Origin of the sequence: Copranaerobaculum intestinale, from assembly GCF_009831105.1 — a bacterium.
GTDB classification, from domain to species: domain Bacteria; phylum Bacillota_I; class Bacilli_A; order Erysipelotrichales; family Erysipelotrichaceae; genus Copranaerobaculum; species Copranaerobaculum intestinale.
Window position 1 is genome coordinate 77,461 of sequence record NZ_WUUQ01000002.1, and the last position, 18,794, is coordinate 96,254.

General features: G+C 43.5%; 19 protein-coding genes. 18 read left to right on the forward strand and 1 reads right to left on the reverse strand.

The window, feature by feature from the left end; translation table 11 throughout:
* The 18 genes from radC to GSF08_RS05285 all read left to right on the forward strand — a co-directional run bounded on the left by radC (position 1) and on the right by GSF08_RS05285 (position 18,046).
* Complete coding sequence (radC, locus tag GSF08_RS05200; protein ID WP_249805925.1) at positions 1-663, forward strand: RadC family protein; 663 nt, start codon at positions 1-3, stop codon at positions 661-663.
* A 95-nt stretch (positions 664-758) separates the two neighbouring features.
* Entirely contained in the window at positions 759-1,601 is an 843-nt protein-coding gene (gene mreC, locus GSF08_RS05205) for a rod shape-determining protein MreC (RefSeq protein WP_160624786.1), read from the forward strand.
* Entirely contained in the window at positions 1,598-2,155 is a 558-nt protein-coding gene (locus tag GSF08_RS05210; protein ID WP_160624787.1) for a rod shape-determining protein MreD, read from the forward strand. The genes mreC and GSF08_RS05210 overlap by 4 nt, the downstream gene beginning before the upstream one ends.
* Positions 2,128-2,706 carry a hypothetical protein gene (locus tag GSF08_RS05215; protein WP_160624788.1) on the forward strand — a complete coding sequence of 193 codons (579 nt, stop codon included), beginning with the start codon at positions 2,128-2,130 and terminating at the stop codon, positions 2,704-2,706. The genes GSF08_RS05210 and GSF08_RS05215 overlap by 28 nt, the downstream gene beginning before the upstream one ends.
* Complete coding sequence (gene minD, locus GSF08_RS05220) at positions 2,685-3,461, forward strand: septum site-determining protein MinD (RefSeq protein WP_160624789.1); 777 nt, start codon at positions 2,685-2,687, stop codon at positions 3,459-3,461. Before GSF08_RS05215 ends, minD begins: the two co-directional genes overlap by 22 nt.
* 68 nt (positions 3,462-3,529) lie before the next feature.
* Positions 3,530-4,642 carry an AI-2E family transporter gene (locus tag GSF08_RS05225; protein ID WP_160624790.1) on the forward strand — a complete coding sequence of 371 codons (1,113 nt, stop codon included), beginning with the start codon at positions 3,530-3,532 and terminating at the stop codon, positions 4,640-4,642.
* Between the two features lie 63 nt (positions 4,643-4,705).
* The gene (locus GSF08_RS05230; RefSeq protein ID WP_160624791.1) at positions 4,706-5,278 is read left to right on the forward strand and encodes a M23 family metallopeptidase; all 573 of its coding nucleotides are present in this window, start codon (positions 4,706-4,708) and stop codon (positions 5,276-5,278) included.
* A 56-nt stretch (positions 5,279-5,334) separates the two neighbouring features.
* Complete coding sequence (locus GSF08_RS05235; RefSeq protein ID WP_160624792.1) at positions 5,335-6,054, forward strand: zinc metalloprotease; 720 nt, start codon at positions 5,335-5,337, stop codon at positions 6,052-6,054.
* Between the two features lie 66 nt (positions 6,055-6,120).
* Positions 6,121-7,074 (forward strand): metal ABC transporter solute-binding protein, Zn/Mn family, encoded by a 954-nt coding sequence (locus GSF08_RS05240; protein ID WP_160624793.1) that lies wholly within the window; start codon positions 6,121-6,123, stop codon positions 7,072-7,074.
* Between the two features lie 116 nt (positions 7,075-7,190).
* Complete coding sequence (gene polA / locus GSF08_RS05245; RefSeq protein ID WP_160624794.1) at positions 7,191-9,776, forward strand: DNA polymerase I; 2,586 nt, start codon at positions 7,191-7,193, stop codon at positions 9,774-9,776.
* A 10-nt stretch (positions 9,777-9,786) separates the two neighbouring features.
* On the forward strand, positions 9,787-10,620 hold the full coding sequence (gene mutM / locus GSF08_RS05250; protein ID WP_160624795.1) for a bifunctional DNA-formamidopyrimidine glycosylase/DNA-(apurinic or apyrimidinic site) lyase: 834 nt from the start codon (positions 9,787-9,789) through the stop codon (positions 10,618-10,620).
* On the forward strand, positions 10,620-11,204 hold the full coding sequence (gene coaE, locus GSF08_RS05255) for a dephospho-CoA kinase (protein ID WP_160624796.1): 585 nt from the start codon (positions 10,620-10,622) through the stop codon (positions 11,202-11,204). Before mutM ends, coaE begins: the two co-directional genes overlap by 1 nt.
* 3 nt (positions 11,205-11,207) lie before the next feature.
* Positions 11,208-12,404: a DnaD domain protein gene (locus GSF08_RS05260; RefSeq protein ID WP_160624797.1), complete on the forward strand. Its 1,197-nt coding sequence runs from the start codon at positions 11,208-11,210 to the stop codon at positions 12,402-12,404.
* A gap of 1 nt (position 12,405) precedes the next feature.
* Entirely contained in the window at positions 12,406-13,320 is a 915-nt protein-coding gene (locus tag GSF08_RS05265; RefSeq protein ID WP_160624798.1) for an ATP-binding protein, read from the forward strand.
* A 60-nt stretch (positions 13,321-13,380) separates the two neighbouring features.
* A complete protein-coding gene (gene pfkA / locus GSF08_RS05270; RefSeq protein ID WP_160624799.1) occupies positions 13,381-14,343 on the forward strand; it encodes a 6-phosphofructokinase in 963 nt (320 codons plus the stop codon).
* Between the two features lie 29 nt (positions 14,344-14,372).
* A complete protein-coding gene (gene pyk, locus GSF08_RS05275) occupies positions 14,373-15,788 on the forward strand; it encodes a pyruvate kinase (RefSeq protein WP_430641231.1) in 1,416 nt (471 codons plus the stop codon).
* 88 nt (positions 15,789-15,876) lie between these two features.
* Complete coding sequence (locus tag GSF08_RS05280; RefSeq protein WP_160624801.1) at positions 15,877-16,788, forward strand: ROK family protein; 912 nt, start codon at positions 15,877-15,879, stop codon at positions 16,786-16,788.
* A gap of 16 nt (positions 16,789-16,804) precedes the next feature.
* Positions 16,805-18,046 (forward strand): aminopeptidase, encoded by a 1,242-nt coding sequence (locus GSF08_RS05285; protein WP_160624802.1) that lies wholly within the window; start codon positions 16,805-16,807, stop codon positions 18,044-18,046.
* A gap of 68 nt (positions 18,047-18,114) precedes the next feature.
* Here the strand turns inward: GSF08_RS05285 and GSF08_RS05290 are convergent, their stop codons facing one another.
* Entirely contained in the window at positions 18,115-18,723 is a 609-nt protein-coding gene (locus tag GSF08_RS05290; RefSeq protein WP_160624803.1) for a recombinase family protein, read from the reverse strand.
* Between the last annotated feature and the right edge of the window lie 71 nt (positions 18,724-18,794).

Genomic DNA, 18,794 nt, shown 5'->3' on the forward strand with positions numbered 1-18,794 from the left:
TTGTGTGAACCGGAGCGGCCAAGGGAAAAGGCTTATCAAAATGGAATTGAAAGTCTGTCAAATCGTGATTTAATTGCTATTCTGCTTCGTTGCGGCACCAAGGGAATGTCAGTTTTACAGCTATCTGATGAATTGCTGAAGAATTGTCGCACGATCAGTGATCTTTTAGATCTGGGTCTGAATGATCTGCTGAAGCAGAAGGGCATAAAGAAAGCGAAAGCATTACAGCTGCTGGCGAGTTTTGAACTGTCACGGCGCATTGCTCTGGATCAGACACAAAAGCAAAAAGTGCGAATTGAGGAACCGCAGACGCTGGCGAGCTGGTTGAATATGCAGATTGGTTTTTGCAGTCAGGAACATTTCCTGGTGATCTTTCTGAACACGAAAAATGAAATTCTTTCTTATCGGACGCTTTTTATCGGTTCATTAAATGCCAGTATTGTCCATCCTCGCGAAATCTTTAAGGAAGCGATTCAAAGCGGCTGTGCTAAGATAATCTGCGCTCATAATCACCCTACGGGGGATACACAGCCCAGCGATCAGGATATTGCAGTGACTCGCTGTATTAAGGAAACCGGAGAAATTATCGGCATTCCACTGCTGGACCATATCATTGTCGGGCGAAATCATTATCTAAGCCTACGCGAAAGACAGCTGCTATAAGCTGTCTTTTATATTTGCCGGATTGATTGTAATTATTCGTTGAAACGTAAGCCGTTAACCCTTATAATAAGGAAGAATAGAAATTAGGTGAAGATATGCCAAGATTTACACGTATACAAAAAATTATCATCGCAGTGATAGCGGTGTTTATGGTGTTCGGCTTCATTACCAGAAGTATGCAGAACGGAAACATGATATCTAAATTTGGATATGATGCCTTTACGATGCTGCGATACAGCCTGATTGAAAATCCCGTGGAGACCGTTAAAAACTGGGGCAGTGATTTCTCCGACCTCTGGGAAGCAAAGCTGGAAAATGATGAGCTGAAGCATGAAATGTCTAAGCAGAAGCTGTATAATGTTGAGCTTCAGGAACAGAAGCGTCAGAATGCAGAATTGAAAAAGCTGCTGAAGATGAATCATTCAATTACCGATTATGGAAAAATCGGGGCAAGTGTTGTACGACGTGATGCGGATATGTGGAATAATCTGTTAACGATCAATGCTGGTTCTAAAGACGGAGTGAAGCAGAATATGGCGGTTGTTTCTTCCAAGGGAGTGATTGGTACAGTCAAGGATGTATTCAAGCATACCAGTACAGTAAAGCTGCTGACGACAGAATCACCCGGAGAGAATATGAGCGTAAAAGTATCGGTTGATGATAAAACCAGTGTCGAGGGAATTTTGGAATATTACGATGCAGAAAGTGAACGTTTCATTGTAACCGTATTAAGCAACAGTAAGGAAATCAAAAAGAATATGAATGTGATCACATCCGGTCTTGGCGGTAAATATCCGGGCGGATTGTATATCGGCAAAGTGACCAAGGTCGAGGAAATGGACAATAAGATTGGCAAAAAGCTGTATGTGAAGCCGGGTGCTGATTTTAAAAACTTTGAATATGTCAGTGTTATCGATTACAGTGAGGATGCATCATGAAGGCGCATGTATTCTATGTTTTTCTATGCTTCTTAATTGATGGTATTCTAGCTGTGCTTTTTCCGAATTCGTATCTGCTCGATCAAATGATGTTCATACCTTGTCTTGGGTTTTCTGCCATGGTGCTCACCATCCGAGAAATGGATTTGGTAAATGCCTGTCTGTTTGCCTGCTGCTTTGGAATTTTCTATGATTTCTTCTATGCGCAGACATTTGCTGTAAATGCTGTTATTTTTACGATTATTGCCTTGATTGTCCATACTTGGTCACGCCATATGACGGAGACGATCGTCGAACTTCTGGTTTTATGTATTTCGACAATTTTTGTCAAGGAGCTTATGGTATATATTGTGATGAGCCTGCAGTCAGTTACGGACATGTCCTTGACGACATGGTTTATCAATCGGGAATTTCTTACCCTGATATTCAATGTCGGTCTTGCCCTTATCGTTGTCTTCCTTCTTCGCATCAAAGACGACTATCTGGAAATCAGAGACCGCAGGATACGCAGGGAGGAGCATATCCAATGGACGAAGTTATCATCAAAGCGATGAATCAGCAGTATGTAGTAAAATGCCACATTCAGGATTTTTCACAATTTCAAATGCTATTAAAACAAAAGCTTCAATCTTGCGCTGCGCTGAAGCAGGGCCATTTTGATGCTTTTTTTGATGTCAGCCGCAAGCTGGATGATCATGAGCTGTATACAATCTTTCAAATCTGCAGGGAATCTCAAACAACGATTTTGGGATTTACAACCGTAAAGAAAGCTGCTGGTTTACAAATTTGCAGACAAAAGCTGCACAGCGGACAGAAATACTTTTTTGATGCACCGACACTTGTAATCGGAAATATTCCCCGCGATACATATGTCAGCTGCTACGATTCACTCTTCGTATTGGGGGAGGCTTCCGGTAATATCGATTTGTATGATCGTAGTGCATTGGTAGGCGCCTCAATATTCTCCCGCTGTTTTATCCGAATTTGCGATACCAGTTTCCAAAATGTGACAAATTATGCACCCTCTCAAGTTTACTATAATGAACAGACACTGATATGCAGAGAACTGAAGGAGGAGATCGTATGGGACAATCAATTGCTGTAACATCGGGAAAAGGGGGAGTCGGTAAAAGCAGCGTCTGTGTCAATCTGGGAATGGTGCTTGCTGAGATGGGGAAAAAAGTATGCTTGATCGATGTTGATCTGGGGCTGAAAAATTTAGATGTTATGCTGGGACTGGAAAATCGGGTGCTGTATGATCTGCGGGATGCCATGGAAGGAAGATGTCCATTAAATAAGGCAATCCTTCGTGATAAACGTCAACCGAATCTATTTCTGCTCCCTGCTTGTAAGTCAGTCAATTTGCAATATTTCCAGGGAAGTGATTTAAAGCTGGTCGTACAGGAATTAGAAAAAACCTTTGATTATGTACTACTGGATACTCCGGCGGGTATTGAATCCGGCTTTGTGCATTCTATCGCCTGCGTAAGCAAGGTGCTGCTGGTAACCAATTTGGATATTACCTCGGTTCAGGATGCGGATCGGGTGATCGGAATTTTGATGAAGGACGATATCACGGATATTCAACTCATTGTAAACCGCATGAATCCAAAATACATAGAAAAAGGCATCACGATACCCCTTGAGGATGCCTTGAACTGGTTATCGGTTGATCTGCTGGGATATGTATTCGATGATGAGAATGTCATTCGGGCTAATAACCGAGGCATTCCCTTGACCTTGGATCGCCATTCCCAGGTATATGAATGCTTTAAAGCATTAGCGCTGCGTTTAACCGGTCAGCCGTGTGCACTGCCCAAATATAAAGAAAAGAAACTGCTGCAGAAACTGTTCGGGTGAGCGGCAGTTTTCTTTCGGTGGTATTTTTCTTGGATTGATGATAAAATGGTTACCAGGGAGGCAGGATAATGTTGAAACGAAGTCTACATAAATTAAATGAAAAATTATCATTGCCGCTTTTGCTGAAAGTGATTTGTGTGCTGCTGATTCTTTGGCTGCTGAAAATGACCAATACGGTCTGGTCGAGCTGGCTTCAGACACTGATATCGATCTTTCAGCCATTTTTAATCGGATTTATATTAGCTTATATCATTTCACCGCTGGTGGATTTTCTGCAGCGGAAAGGAATTCCAAAAAATATTGCGATTCTGGTCTTTTGGATTGTGTTGATTGTTGCCATCGTAGCGCTGTTTATCGTACTGATGCCAATCCTTTATGAAAAGATCGTGGACTTCATCAATTCTTTGGTTAAGGGTGTGTACTGGATCAATTTAAAGGTAAGTGAACTCACCAATGGACAGGAAATTGCCTTATTAGAAAATGTTATTGATACCTTGGTGAAGTCGCTGCAGTCCTATGATACATGGCTGCCTAATGTGGTATCGACAATTCCAGGATTTATGAATACGTTTTTGAATATTTTAACAACGACTTTATTTTCGATTATTATTTCAATTTATATGCTGTTTGATTTTACTAAGATCAAGACGAGAATCAAAAAACTGTTTGATCATTTCAGTCCGGAGTCGTCGGTGTATTTAACCGCGGTGAACGGCGAAGTATCGGTATATATTCGATCACTGCTCGTCATCATGCTGATCAAGTTTGCGGAGTATGGTTTATTTTATTATCTGGTCGGACATCAGGACTGGATGATCATTGCTGCGCTTACCTCTATAGGTGTATTCATCCCCTACTTAGGCGGTACGATCGCTAATGCAATCGGTATTTTAACGGCACTTTCTCTAAGCCCGTTTCGCATTGCTTGCCTGCTGATTGGAATCGTTGTGTTGTCCAATGTGGATGCTTATGTCATTTCTCCAATGGTTCATAAAAAACGCAGTGCACTGGGACCGCTGGTAACACTGTTTGCAATTTTTGCGGGAGGGGTTGTTGCCGGGGCAATCGGAATTATGATTTCCGTACCGCTGGCTATCGCGATTCGTACCTGGTATCTGATTTACATGGAGAAAAAAGGCAGTAAGGAAACTTTGTCAAAAGAAAGTATCGACTCTGTATGATCGATGCTTTTTTTATGTCTAATCCCTTTTTCAAACGCATATAGTTTGGTAGGAGGGATACATATGAGAAATATCAGAAGTGTACGCAGACGTATCCGCAGCCGGCAGTATGATCATTTATACCCTAAAGAACATAATCGGCTGTTTACCGTTATTTATCGGACGGTCATTGTGGTGATGTGTGTCACAGTACTTGGTCTTGGCCTTTTGATCAATAATAAACTAGGGCTTGTGGAGCTTCCAAAACAGCTTTCCAGCATTCATCTTGGGATGATCAGTGAGTGGCTGCCGTTTGAAGACTGGTTTAAGCTGAAGGATGATAAGACAGTAGCTGCAGCACCGGCTTATCATTTGCTAAAGGATGATCTGTATGCGAATGGAAGCAATCAGGCGACCTCGATCTTGAATGGGGTTGTCATGCATGTACAGCATACGACGACGGATAAATACAGTGTTACCATCCGCCATGATAATGGAGTCATCGCTACCTACAGCAATCTTGACAGCAGCGATCTGAAACAGGATGAACGCGTGCTGAAAGACGCGGTGATCGGTTCCTATCAGAATTCCCTGTCTATTGTCTTTATGAAGGATGAAAAGAAAATTGATCTGAGCACGGCTTTAAAGGCTTCATGAAAATACACTTTTCCTGGCTTTGGATACCCTTTAGCGCATTATATTTGTTTTATCATATGCAGAAAGTAATGCTGTGTATTTTTGCTATACTTGCTGTTCATGAATGTGCACATCTGCTGACAGCCCGCATTTTTCACTATGAAATTGGCCCGGTTATCATCTATCCGTTTGGATTAGGTGCCCGCATTTATCATATCGGGCATGGAAATGTATGGAAAGAGCTGCTGATCATTGCGGCCGGGCCGGCAACCCATCTGTTCTTTCCTTTCGTGTTTGAGTGGTTGGAGCTCTCAGGGCTCATTTCGCAGTCATATCACAGTTATCTGATCCAGATCAATTCATCAATTCTTTTGTTTAACACTCTGCTGGTATGGCCCTTAGATGGCGGCCGTATACTACAGAGCATCTTTCACTTGTGTCTGCCATACGATGTTGCTCAGCTGCTGACCTTTGGCTGCTCGCTTTTTAATCTGCTGCTGATCTGTACCGGTCATTTGGTGCTCAATGCTTCTTCCATCCTCGTCGTGATTTTTTTGTTTCTGCAAATACTCATCGCTTGGCGGCAGCTTGCGATCGATCAGTTTCAGTTTTATATGTACCGATATCAGCATCCTTTCAATGGGCATTTGAAAGCACATGAGCATAACGATCTGTATCGGCAGCGAGAAAATCTTCTGCGCATGGGAAAGGGTTGGATAAGTGAACGTGATTGGCTGAAGCGTCATCTTACCCAACCTAAAGATATGGATGCGGAACACTCTTCATTTATGATCTGAGGAGTGTTTTTTGTATTCTAGAATATACGGGTTGGTTGTGATATAATGCTAAGCAGGAGGGCGTATATGAAGAAGAAACTATTATTGGCTGCTTTACTTTGTTTCAGCACGCTCACAGCCTGCAGTCCCGGCAAACCTAAATTATGTGCAACTGTCTATCCGGTGCAGTATTTAATTAAGAGCATCGGCGGTGAATATGTGGAAAGCTGTAATATTACAGAAAATAAGGTGATACAGCGAGCTTCTATCAAAACAAATTTCAGTAAACTTTTGAAGGATGCTGATGCGCTGTTTTATATCGGTGGGTTGGAACCGTATATGGATATTTATCAAGAAGATATCAGTTCCTCCAATACCGATTTGATTGATTTATCCGCTCGTTCGGCTATCTATAAATTCCAGCGTTACTTTACGACCTATGCGTCTGATCAGACAGCGGTTGTAGAAGGCTCTTACTATGATGGCGATATCTTTAAATCAATCGATCAATATGCGAATGATCCGATGATCTGGATGGATCCGATTGCGATGACTTCGATGGGCTCTTCGATTCGTGACTATTTGGTAAAAGAATATCCTGAATATAAAAAAGTATTCAATGAAAATTTTGAATCCCTGCAGATATCGCTGGCCCGGCTGGACAGTGAATATCAGGACTTAAAAGCAGTGCATAGTGATATCAAGATCGTAACGATGACCCCAAGCTTCGGTTACTGGCAAAAATCCTATGGCATTAATGTGTATCCGGTCATTTTATCACGGTACGGCGCGCTGCCTTCTAATGCGCAGCTGGCGATTATTAAGCAGCGGATCATTGATGACGGAGTTCGCTACATTGTTTATGAAGACAATATGACCAATGATATGAAGAAGCTGTATAATACTTTAAAAAATGAATTGGGACTTATTACCATTGATTTATCAAATATTTCATCACTGTCAGCGGAAGATAAAAAAGCAAATAAAAACTATCTCAGTATCATGTATGAAAATTTGAAAGTATTGGAAGCTCTGGAATAAAAAAGCGCAGTGATCAGCGCTTTTCTTTTTTGCAGAGGACTTTTCTAGGTAACTTTTCTGGAATGTGGTAAAATATAAATACTGTTATCAGGATCATGATCGGAGGTAATTAACATATGAAAAAAATGTTATTGATAGATGGTAATTCCATGCTGTTTCGGGCTTATTACGCAACATTGTACGGAAGCCGTATGAGCACCTCAAACGGGGTGCCGACCAATGCCGTATTCGGCTTTGTCCATATGATTCAAAAAGCCTTAACACTGGTTGAACCGGATGTGGTGTTAGTAGCATGGGATAGTGGGAAGCCCACCTTCCGCCATATCGAGTACCAAGCATACAAAGGTACCCGTAAGGAGCTGGATCAGGAGCTGATCGTTCAGTTTCCGATTGCGAGAGAATATTTGGATGCGGCCAATCTGCATCGCTATGAACAGGATGGGGTCGAAGCGGATGATATCATCGGTACAATGGCCAGAAGTTATCCTGATTATCAGATTCATATTCTTTCCAGCGATCGTGATTTGCTGCAGCTGATCGATCCTACCACCGATGTATATCTGATGAAAAAGGGAATTACCGAAATTGAAGTGATGGATGAAGCTAAGCTGAAAGAAACAATGAATATTGAGCCTTTGCAGATCATTGATCTAAAAGGATTAATGGGTGATAGCGCGGATAATATTCCCGGGGTAAAGGGCATCGGCGAGAAAACAGCATTAAAGCTTTTAGATCAGTATCATAGTGTCGAGGGTGTGTATGAACACTTGGATGATATCAAGGGCAAGCTGAAAGAGAAGCTGGAGACCGGAAGGGAAGCCGCCTTTTTATCAAAGCATTTGGCAACGATCATCACCGATGTGGAAATACCGTTCACAACTGATGATTTGACCTATGAAGTCGATGATGAAAAGCTTCAGTCCTTTTTCAGAAAATATGAAATGAGCAGTTTTCTGAAACAGCTGGATCGTCCTCAAGCAAAAAAAACAACTGTGGAAATGCAAATAGTCGAGCATCTGGATACGGCTTTTCTAAAGGATGATGTCATGATCTGGGCCGATATGGACAATGAAAGCTACTATGAAGCTTCGGTGTATGGATTTGGGCTGTATGATGGGATTCACATGCAGTACCTATCCTTAGCGGATGCTCGTGACGATACTAATTTTTTGGGACTGCTGAAAGGCAATTACCGTAAGATCGGGTATGATGTAAAAAATATATATCATGCCTTGAGCCGACTGGATATACCTTTTACGAAATTTTCATTTGACTTGATGATTGCGGCTTTTTTGTGCGATGGAACGTTAAGCGACTTCAGTAAGCTGGCACAAAAATACGGATTTTCTTACATAAACAATGATGAAATCTACGGAAAAAAAGGAAAGCCGAAATTGGCTGATGAAACGCAGCGTATTGCTTATGTGCAGGCGCAGCTGTCTGATTTTTATGCCTTGGTGAAACCATTGCAGGACGAATTGGAAGCAAAAGAAATGACGTCACTGTTTCAGGAAATTGAAATGCCGTTGACGTATATCCTCTACGAAATGGAAAAAAATGGGGTTCATACCAGCCTGACGATGTTGGAAGAGATTGCGAAAACGACTGAAGCTAGAATCAATGAGCTGTTGGATCAGATCTATGTGATCGCCGGTCATGAATTTAACGTGAATTCACCAAAGCAGCTGGCGGTAGTTCTGTTTGATGAGATGGGTTTGAAGGGCGGCGGAAAAAAGCGCAGCACGGCCATTGATGTGCTGGAAAAATTGATTCATGTACATCCGATCATACCATTGTTGATCGAACAGCGTAAGTATCAAAAAATCTATTCTACCTATGCGACTGGACTGGGAAGACATGTCCTGAAGGACGGAAAGATTCATACCATTTTTAATCAATGTCAGACGCAAACCGGACGGTTGTCATCGAGTGAGCCGAATTTACAGAATATCAGTGTTCGTGATGAGGAAGCAAAGGAAATCCGTAAGGCCTTTGTAGCCAGTGAGGGCTGTGTGCTGTTATCTGCTGACTATTCCCAGATCGAACTGCGTATGCTGGCTCACATGGCAAAGGAAGAAGAAATGATCCAAGCGTTCCAAAACAATATTGATATTCATACAAAGACCGCAATGCAGATCTTTGGGGTAACGCAGGAGGAAGTAACGTCCAATATGCGAAGAAGTGCAAAGACCGTTAATTTCGGAATCGTGTATGGACAGTCTGATTTTGGATTAAGTGAACAGCTTGGGATCAGCCGCAGGGAAGCAAAGCTGTTTATTGATAAATATTTTGAGTCCTATCCGCGGATCAAGACGTTTATGGATGAAACGATTGCGTTCTGTGAGGCGAACGGCTATGTGACAACCTTATTTAACCGCCGCCGTTATATTAAGGAAATCAGTGATAAAAATTATATGATGCGGGAATTCGGTAAACGGGCTGCGATGAATGCCCCGATTCAGGGAAGTGCTGCGGATTTGATTAAAAAAGCGATGATTGATGTATATACGAGAATGCAGGAAGAAAAAATGGAATCAAAAATGATCCTGCAGATTCACGATGAATTGATTTTTGATGTGAAACTGGAGGAGCAGGAAAAGATGATCCAGCTGGTTGAGGACTGCATGCAGCATGCGATGGAGCTTTCAGTACCGTTGATCGCTGAAGCCAAAATCGGATCGTCGTGGTTTGAAGCAAAGTAGGTGAGGAAGTATGCCGGAACTACCGGAAGTGGAAACAGTTGTCAGAACTTTGGAAAAAAAGCTTGGACATTGTACGATTGAATCAGTTGAAGTACGCTGGCCTAAGATTATCGATACACCGGATATCAAAACCTTTTGTGATCGTTTAAAGGGGCAGACGATCCAAAGCTATGGCCGTATCGGGAAATATTTGATGTTTGATCTGGGTGATCAGATGTTGATTGCGCATATGCGCATGGAAGGTAAATTTTACGTACAGAAGGCTGAAGAGCCGTATGATCATAAGCATGTTCATTTACTCATCAGAATGCGTGACGGGTTTGAACTGCGCTATCACGATACTCGAAAATTCGGCCGTTTTGCGTTATATGATAAACGGGAAGATCCCTATGCATATCCAGCCCTGAAGCATGTTGGATTGGATGCGTTTGATGAACGGCTGACCCCGACCTATCTGTATCAGCAGATGCATAAGCGGCGGATCACTTTAAAACAGGCGCTTCTCGATCAGCAGATCATGGCGGGAGTTGGCAATATCTATGCGGATGAAATCTGTTTTGCCCTACGCATGCATCCAGCCACCAAAATATGGCATCTGCGTAAAAAAGATTACGAAACGATGCTTACGGAAACGCGAAGAATATTAAGCGGTGCAGCCAGAGCCGGCGGTACGACGATTCGGTCATATACATCTTCTTTGGGGGTGGATGGACGGTTTCAGCTGGAATTGAATGTACATGCACGGGAGGGGGAACCGTGTCCGATCTGTCAGGGAATGGTTAAAAAGATTACTCTGGCGACTCGCGGTACTTATTATTGCCCTGCCTGTCAGAGGAAGCGATAATGAAAAGAATTGGATTAACAGGAATCATGGGAGCGGGGAAATCGACGGTCATTGCCTGTTTAAAGGATATGGGAATTACTGTTCTTGACTGTGATACAATCAATCATGCTTTGATGGAAAAAGGAGAGCCTGGATATGCTTGCTTGATGGAAGCGTTTGGCCCATCAATCTTGAATGAACAGGGGGCGATCGATCGCCGTCTGCTTTCTGATCAGGTCTTTCATGATGATCAGAAACGGCAGCAGCTGGAATCTATCATGCATCCGCTGATTCAGCAGCGGATGGAAGACGAATTGAAAAATCATAAGCAGGAAACGATGGTCGTTGTAGAAGTGCCGCTGCTGTTTGAAATTCATTGGGAGCACCATTTCGATGAGGTATGGGTCGTCAGCGGTGATGAGGAAGTACTGCTTCAGCGGTTGGAAAAGCTGCGTAAAATCGATGCTGAGGAAACTAGAAGAAGATGGAAACATCAGCTTTCACAGGCAGAAAAATGCCGGCGAGCTGATGTGGTAATTGATAACAGCGGTACACGAGAAGAGCTTCAAAAACAAATGAAAACTTTGATACAGGGAAAGGGATAGCGTATGTTGAAGGTTGAAGATAAACTGACGATCGAGGGTATCATTACACTAAACGGGCGGCAGCTCGCTGCTTTGAATATGCTCTATCAGCCGTTGATGCAGGGTGATGCATATATCCTGTATCAGACGCTATATGCGCTAAGCACGGTGCCGACGAAAATCAACAATCATTTATTACTGAAGAATCTGACGGGGCTCAGTATGGAACGTATGGAGAAATGCCGTCATATTCTTGAACAATATCTCTTGTTGAAAACATATTACAGCGGGGCAAAAAACCGCTATATCTATGAGCTTTTCGCGCCGCTGAACGGGGATCAGTTTTTGCGTCACGAGGTTTTCGGCCGTGTCTATATGAAGCAGATGGGGAAGCAGGTTTATGAGTTTGCGAAACGCTCCTTTGCCCTGCCTCATGAAAATAAAGATGAGTATCAGGATATCAGTCTGCCGTTTGAGAATATCATCCAGAAGGGCTGGGAAGAAAAAGAGGAAGCAAGCTTCTTAGCGCTGAAGCCGGATCACAGCCCGTTAGATTCCAATACTATTCCAGTTCACTTCAATTATGAAGCTTTTTTGTCCAGCTGCTCGCAAGTGTTGTTTCCGGAAGCACAGCGCAGTGCTGAAAATCTTCGTTTGATCGGTGAACTGGCAACCATTCATGGAATTGATGAACAAACAATGCGGATGTTCGTGGGAAAAAGCATCAATCTGAAAACTAAGCAGCTGAATGTGGACAAATTGAAAAAGCTGGTGCGTCATGCGCATGTCGACAATCCGGACGCACCGAGTGAAAATCCTTATCTGATGGCTCCGGTACGTTTTCTGCAGTTAAAGCAGGGGGGGATTGAGGTTACCTCCAGCGACCGCTTTTTGATCGAAAATCTGATCCGGGAATACCGCATGCAGCCGGAGGTTGTGAATGTCTTGATTGAATATGTTTTGGAAAAGACTGGTCAGAAGCTGTCAAAAGCTTATGTGGAACGAGTTGCCGGCACTTGGATCCGGCTTCGTATCGATACCTGGGAAAAAGCCAAGGAACAGATTGCTCTGGAACAGGAACCGCAAAAGACCAAGCGTCAATATGGGAAAAAAGAAAAGCAGCTGCCGGATTGGTATGAGCAAAGCAATAACGAAGATGATACTTCCGTAGTCGATGAAGCAGAACTGCAGGAACTGATGCGCAGTTTAGGAGGGGAATAAGATGGAGAAAATGCAATTTACCTTTACCTTGAGTGAAGAACAGCAAAAACTGAAGGAATATCATTTTCAGCATCTTGTGAAAGATCCGCAAATTCAGAAATGGCTGAAACAGTATCAGCAGCCGGAGCGTTTCATTTATGAACACACTGGAAAATTTATGGATTTTATGCGTCGTAAAGAATTTTGTAATCAATGCAAGGGCTTGAAATTCTGTGTTCAGCCGCAACCCGGATATTGCTTAAGTCTATATATGGATGATATCCTCATGGAGCGATTGGAGCCCTGTGCTTATCAGCTGGCGCAGGTGAATGACTTTGCTCACAAAAAACAGTATCGCATATGTGACTGTTCCGATGCGATGCTGCGGGTGGATCTTAGCAAGCTGGATGTTTCAAAGGAAAGCAATGAATATAAGAGCATGCTCATGGAAATTATAATGGAAATTCGGAAGGAAAAGCTGAATAAAGGCATTTATTTTTATGGTCGTCCCGGAGTGGGGAAATCATTTCTTGCCGCAGGCATTACCAATTACTTTGCCAAGCAGGGAAAAACTTGTGCATTTATTCACATACCGACGCTGATCGGTGATCTGAAGCTTTTGTTCCAGGATAAAAGCGCCTTGGATCATAAGCTGAATCTGATTAAAAATGTCGATGTGGCAGTGTTTGATGACATTGGCGGGGAAACCGTCAGTGCTTGGAGCCGTGATGAAATACTCCTTTCGTTACTGAATGAACGTATGGAGCAGCGCCGATATACATTGTTTACCAGCAACTATTCTCAAAGTGAACTGCAGGAGCATTTTGCAATCAGTGCACAGGGCTTTAAGGAACCGGTAAGTGCAGATCGGATCATGGAAAGAATTAAAGCGCTTTCTTGTGAAAAATTTATTAAAGGTACGAGCAGAAGGGTATAAAAAGCTAGTAAATCTTGTCAGAAAATGTTATTATGTTAGTCGTGAATGGAGGTATTCCATATGATAAAACGCATAGGTGTATTAACCTCCGGTGGTGACGCCCCGGGTATGAATGCTGCAATTCGCGCTGTTACTCGTGTAGCTATCAACAGCGGTATCGAAGTTTTTGGTATTTATGACGGATATCGTGGCATGGTAGAAGGTAGGATCGAACCTTTAACCAGGCAGAGTGTCGGTGATATCATCGACCGTGGTGGTACCCTGCTTGGATCGGCCAGACTGCCTGAATTCAAAGATAGTACCGTTCGTGAAAAAGCGATCGAGCAGCTGCATAAGCGAGGAATCGAAGCCGTCGTTGTAATCGGTGGCGATGGTTCTTATCGCGGGGCGCTCGCACTGACGGAAATGGGAATCAATTGTATCGGTCTGCCCGGTACGATTGACAACGATATTTCCAGTACAGATTTTACGATCGGTTTTGATACAGCGCTTCATACGGTAGTTGATGCGGTCGATAAGCTGCGCGATACATCCAGTTCACATCATCGCTGCTCAGTGGTGGAAGTGATGGGAAACCGCTGCGGCGATCTCGCGCTTTGGGCAGGACTTGCCTGCGGTGCGGAAATAGTCGTTACTGCACAGACCGGTTTTGAAGAAACGGAAGTGCTGGAGCGGCTGCGGGATTTTGATCTGGTTCGCAAGAAACGTCATGCGATCGTGATCATCTCGGAAAAGATTACTGATGTTCATATGTTTGCCAAAAAGATTTCACAGACAACCGGCTTTTCCGGACGTGCGACAGTATTGGGTCATGTACAAAGAGGCGGCTCGCCTACGCCGACTGATCGTGTCATGGCTTCCCGCATGGGAGAAAAAGCGGTCGATTTACTGATGCAGGGAATCGGCGGTCAGTGTGTCAGTATACGTGATAATGCGATTGTTGGAGTTCCGATTGAAGAAGCGCTGAATATTCCGCGTGCTTCAAGAAGACAGCTTCAAAATCTGTTTGACCGTCTGGTTTAGGATTGTTGGAAAGGAAATGAATGAAAAATATGGAAAGAAGAACGAAAATCATATGTACGATCGGACCGGCTTCTGAAAGCCCGGAAATGTTGGAGAAACTGGTATCGGCCGGAATGAATATCACCCGTCTGAATTTCTCTCACGGAGATTATGAAGAGCATGGAAAACGAATTGAAACCATTCGTCAAATCGCCAAGAAAACCGGTCAGAGTATTGCAATTTTATTGGATACCAAAGGACCGGAGGTACGTTTGGGTGATTTCAAGAACGGTGCTGAAGAATATAAAACCGGCGATATCGTAACGCTGGTAAAAGAAAAGATAGAAGGAACTCATGAACGTTTTCATGTACAGTGTCCGGAAATCTTTGAAGATGTTGATGTTGATGGAACTATTTTAATTGATGACGGTAAGGTACGGCTGACAATTTTGGAAAAGAAGCCGGGTGAGTTGGTATGCCGGATTGAAAATCCTGGTGTTTTGAAAAGCCGAAAAGGCTGTAACCTTCCGGGCGTAAAACTGAGTATGCCGTTTATCTCTGAGAAGGATGAAGCCGACATTCGTTTTGGTGCGAAAATGGGCGTAGATTACATCGCGGCATCTTTTACTCGCAGAAAAGAAGATGTATTGGCCATTCGTAAGATTTTAAAAGAGGAAGGCCGAGAAGATATTCAGATTATTCCGAAGATCGAAAACCAGGAAGGCTTTGATAATTTGGAAGAAATCATCGAAGCTGCGGACGGGGTCATGGTTGCCCGCGGAGATTTGGGAGTCGATGTATCTTTGGAACTGGTTCCTTTGTATCAAAAGAGTATTATCCGGGTAGCCAATGCAATGGGCAAGCCGGTCATTACCGCAACACATATGCTGGAAAGCATGATGGGCAATCCGCGTCCTACTCGTGCTGAAGCAAGTGACGTAGCGAATGCGGTCTTGGATGGAACGGACGGCATCATGCTGAGTGGTGAATCGGCAGTCGGCGCTTATCCAATCGAAGCGGTACGCACGATGGATAAGATCGCAAAGGCAGTCGAGGAAACCATTCCTTATCGTGAACGCTTGAAGAATGCGATCAAAACCAGCCAGCATACCAAGAATGATGCGATTGGTATTGCGGTGGCAGATTCTGTACTGACCTTGGATGTAAAAGCGATCATTGCGTTTACTCAGAGTGGTACAACTGCGCGTCGTATTTCAAAATTCCGTCCGAAAGCAGAAGTAATCGCAGTTACTTTTGATGAAACGGTACAGCGTTCATTGGCAGCTAACTGGGGTGTCCACACAGTCATCAGCGAAGTAGCCAACAATCCGAGCAATGAAGTAGAGCTGGCTCGTAAGATTGCGAAAGAATGCGGCTATCAGGTAGGAGATATGATCATCGTAACCGCTGGATATCCGGTTGGCTGCGGTGCTACCAACGCGATGAAAATAATCGAAGTAAAATAACGAGCATGGGGATGATGAAAATCATCCTTTTTTATGTTTAGAAAGACATTCTGTGATAGAATAAAACAAGGACAAGGGGGAAACCTTAATGAAGAAATATATCGGAATCGATTTGGGCGGTACAAATGTAAGGGTGGCACGTGTGGATGAAAGCGGACATATCGAAGCGATGGTCAAATCACCGACGGAAATTATTAACGGCTATGATTTCGTGATGGGAAATATTCTTGCTATGATCAATCAAGTCGACGAAAAAAAAGAATGTTTGGGAATTGGCATGGGGGTGCCCGGTCCGGTTGATACGGTCGCACAGGTCATGACAATGTCCAGCAATTTGCCGGGATTTGCTCATCAGCCGATTGCTGAGCAGATTGAAGCAGCAACCGGTTTGCCGACATTCCTCAACAATGACGGAAACGTAGCAGGTCTTGGGGAAGCCATATTGGGTGCGGGACGGGGTTGTGATACAGTTTATTATGTAACCCTTTCTACCGGAATTGGCGGTGCGTTGGTCATCAATCAGCGGGTACATGCCGGGAAACACGGTTATGCCGGAGAGATCGGTAACCTGATGATCGATCGGGGCCGTGAAAAAATCAATCACTTGAATGCGAATGCGGTTGAATGTGAAGCCAGTGGAATGGCGTTGACCCGTAAGGGCAAAGAACTGTTCGGAGCTGATATTGAGCATGCGGGACACGTCTTTGACCTGGCTCGTAAGCATAATTCCGCAGCGCTCCGGCTGGTGGATGAAATGGCATATGATCTGGCTTATATGTTTTCCTTGATCGCACATATCTGTGATCCCGATGTATTTGTATTAGGCGGCGGCGTCATGCAGGGAAAGGACCTGTTCTTACAGCCAATGGAAGCTTATTTTCGAACGATGATCCATGACGGTATGCAGCCGATCCGTTTTGAAGAAGCACAGCTGGAAGAACCTGGCATCATCGGAGCAGCAATGCTTCCGATGTCATTAATCGAACCATCAAATGAATAGAAAGTGAGGAAATGAGATGGAAATCAATGAGAAAATTTTAGAAAAATACGCCAAGGTAGCGGTAACAATGGGCGTTAACGTACAGAAGGGTCAGACCTTGATTCTAAACACATCGATCGATGCGGTACCCTTGACCAGAGCGGTGGTAAAGGCCGCTTATGAAGCAGGGGCAAAGCAGGTTCAGGTGAATTACGGGGATGATATTGTCAGCCAATATCACTATACCTATCAGGATCTGGAAACTTTAAAAACAGTACCGCAATGGCTGATTGACAGTAAACTCGATTATATGAAGGACGGCACTGCTTGTATGCTGCGCATCTGCAGTGATGTTCCCGGTATTTTAAAAGATGTGGATGGAGAAAAGCTGGGAAAGGCAATGCAGGCGAGAGCAGCAGCGATGAAGGAGCTGAATGCTTATACAATGGCAAATAAAATTCAATGGTCGATCGTAGCCGCACCCAATGCGGAGTGGGCAAAGCAAGTATTTCCAAAGGACGATGAAGAAACTGCGGTTTCAAAATTATGGGATGCCATTTTACATGCAATGCGTATAGATGAGGAGAATGATCCGATTGCCGCATGGGATGAGCATAACCGTACCTTGGCTGAGCGGGAGCAGAAGCTGAATGATATGAAGCTGAAAAAACTGCACTTTACCAATGGCAGGGGTACTGATTTAACGATCGAGATTCCGGATGACGGCATCTGGGCGGGGGGTAATGAAAAAACGACTTCCGGTATCGTATTCAATCCCAATATGCCAACTGAAGAAATTTTTACGATGCCTTATAAGTACGGGGTTAACGGAACTGTGTACGCCAGTAAGCCACTGGACTATAACGGCAAGCTGATCGACGATTTCTGGTTTACATTTAAAGACGGCAAAGTGGTTGACTACGGGGCAAAGCAGGAACCGGAAGCATTGAAATCTCTGGTTGAGTTTGATGAAGGCAGCTGTTACCTTGGTGAAGTCGCGTTAGTACCATATGAATCACCAATCTCATTAAGTAATATCTTATTTTTGAATACACTGTTTGATGAAAATGCTTCCTGTCATTTGGCGTTGGGTAAAGCATATCCGATGAATATTGTCGGCGGCACGGAAATGAGTGATGAAGAACTGGCAGCGCACGGCGTGAATTTATCTGATACCCATGTTGATTTCATGTTTGGAACAGCGGATATGAAGATTACGGGAATTGATCAGAACGGCAAAGAAATACCTATCTTCCACAGCGGAAACTTTGTTTTTTAAGAAGGTCTTTTGATATAAGCGATATCCGTTATAAAAGCAGTTTTAATAATATAAAGAAGGAGCTATAATCAGCTCCTTTTGATTTGATGTTCTTTTACTTTTTTATAAAAGGTCGAATACTTCAAACCGGATAAGGTAATAGCATCTTTACTGCAGAGCTCACCTTTCCGCCATGCTTCTACGATCAATGGAAAATCATCCGGCAGTGCGATCTGCGGTCGTCCAAACTGAACCCCTCGCAGCTTTGCGGCTCGAATTCCTTCCATCTGCCGCTGACGGATATTGGTACGCTCATTCTCAGCAACAAAGGACAATAGCTGTAACACAATATCTCCGATTAAGGTGCCAATCAGATCTTTTTTTTGATCGGTATCTAAAAGCGGCATATCCAGTATTTTGATATCGACCTTTTTCTCTTTGGTGATAGTTTTCCATTCCTGAAGAATTTCATTATAGTTACGTCCCAGTCGATCAATACTCTTAATTACCAGCAGATCCCCCTCCCTGAGTTTCTTTCTTACCAATCGCTGATAGGCAGGACGGTTAAAGTCCTTTCCGCTCAGCTTGTCCATGTAGATGAATTTTTTTTCGATTCCGAACTCCTGCATCTCTAAAATCTGCCGTGCTTCATTTTGATCTTTGGTGGAAACACGGACATACCCATATGTTTTCCTCATAACACACCTCTTTTACCAAAATAACATATAAGAAAATTATACTAAACAATCGCTTATATCTGTAATCTTTT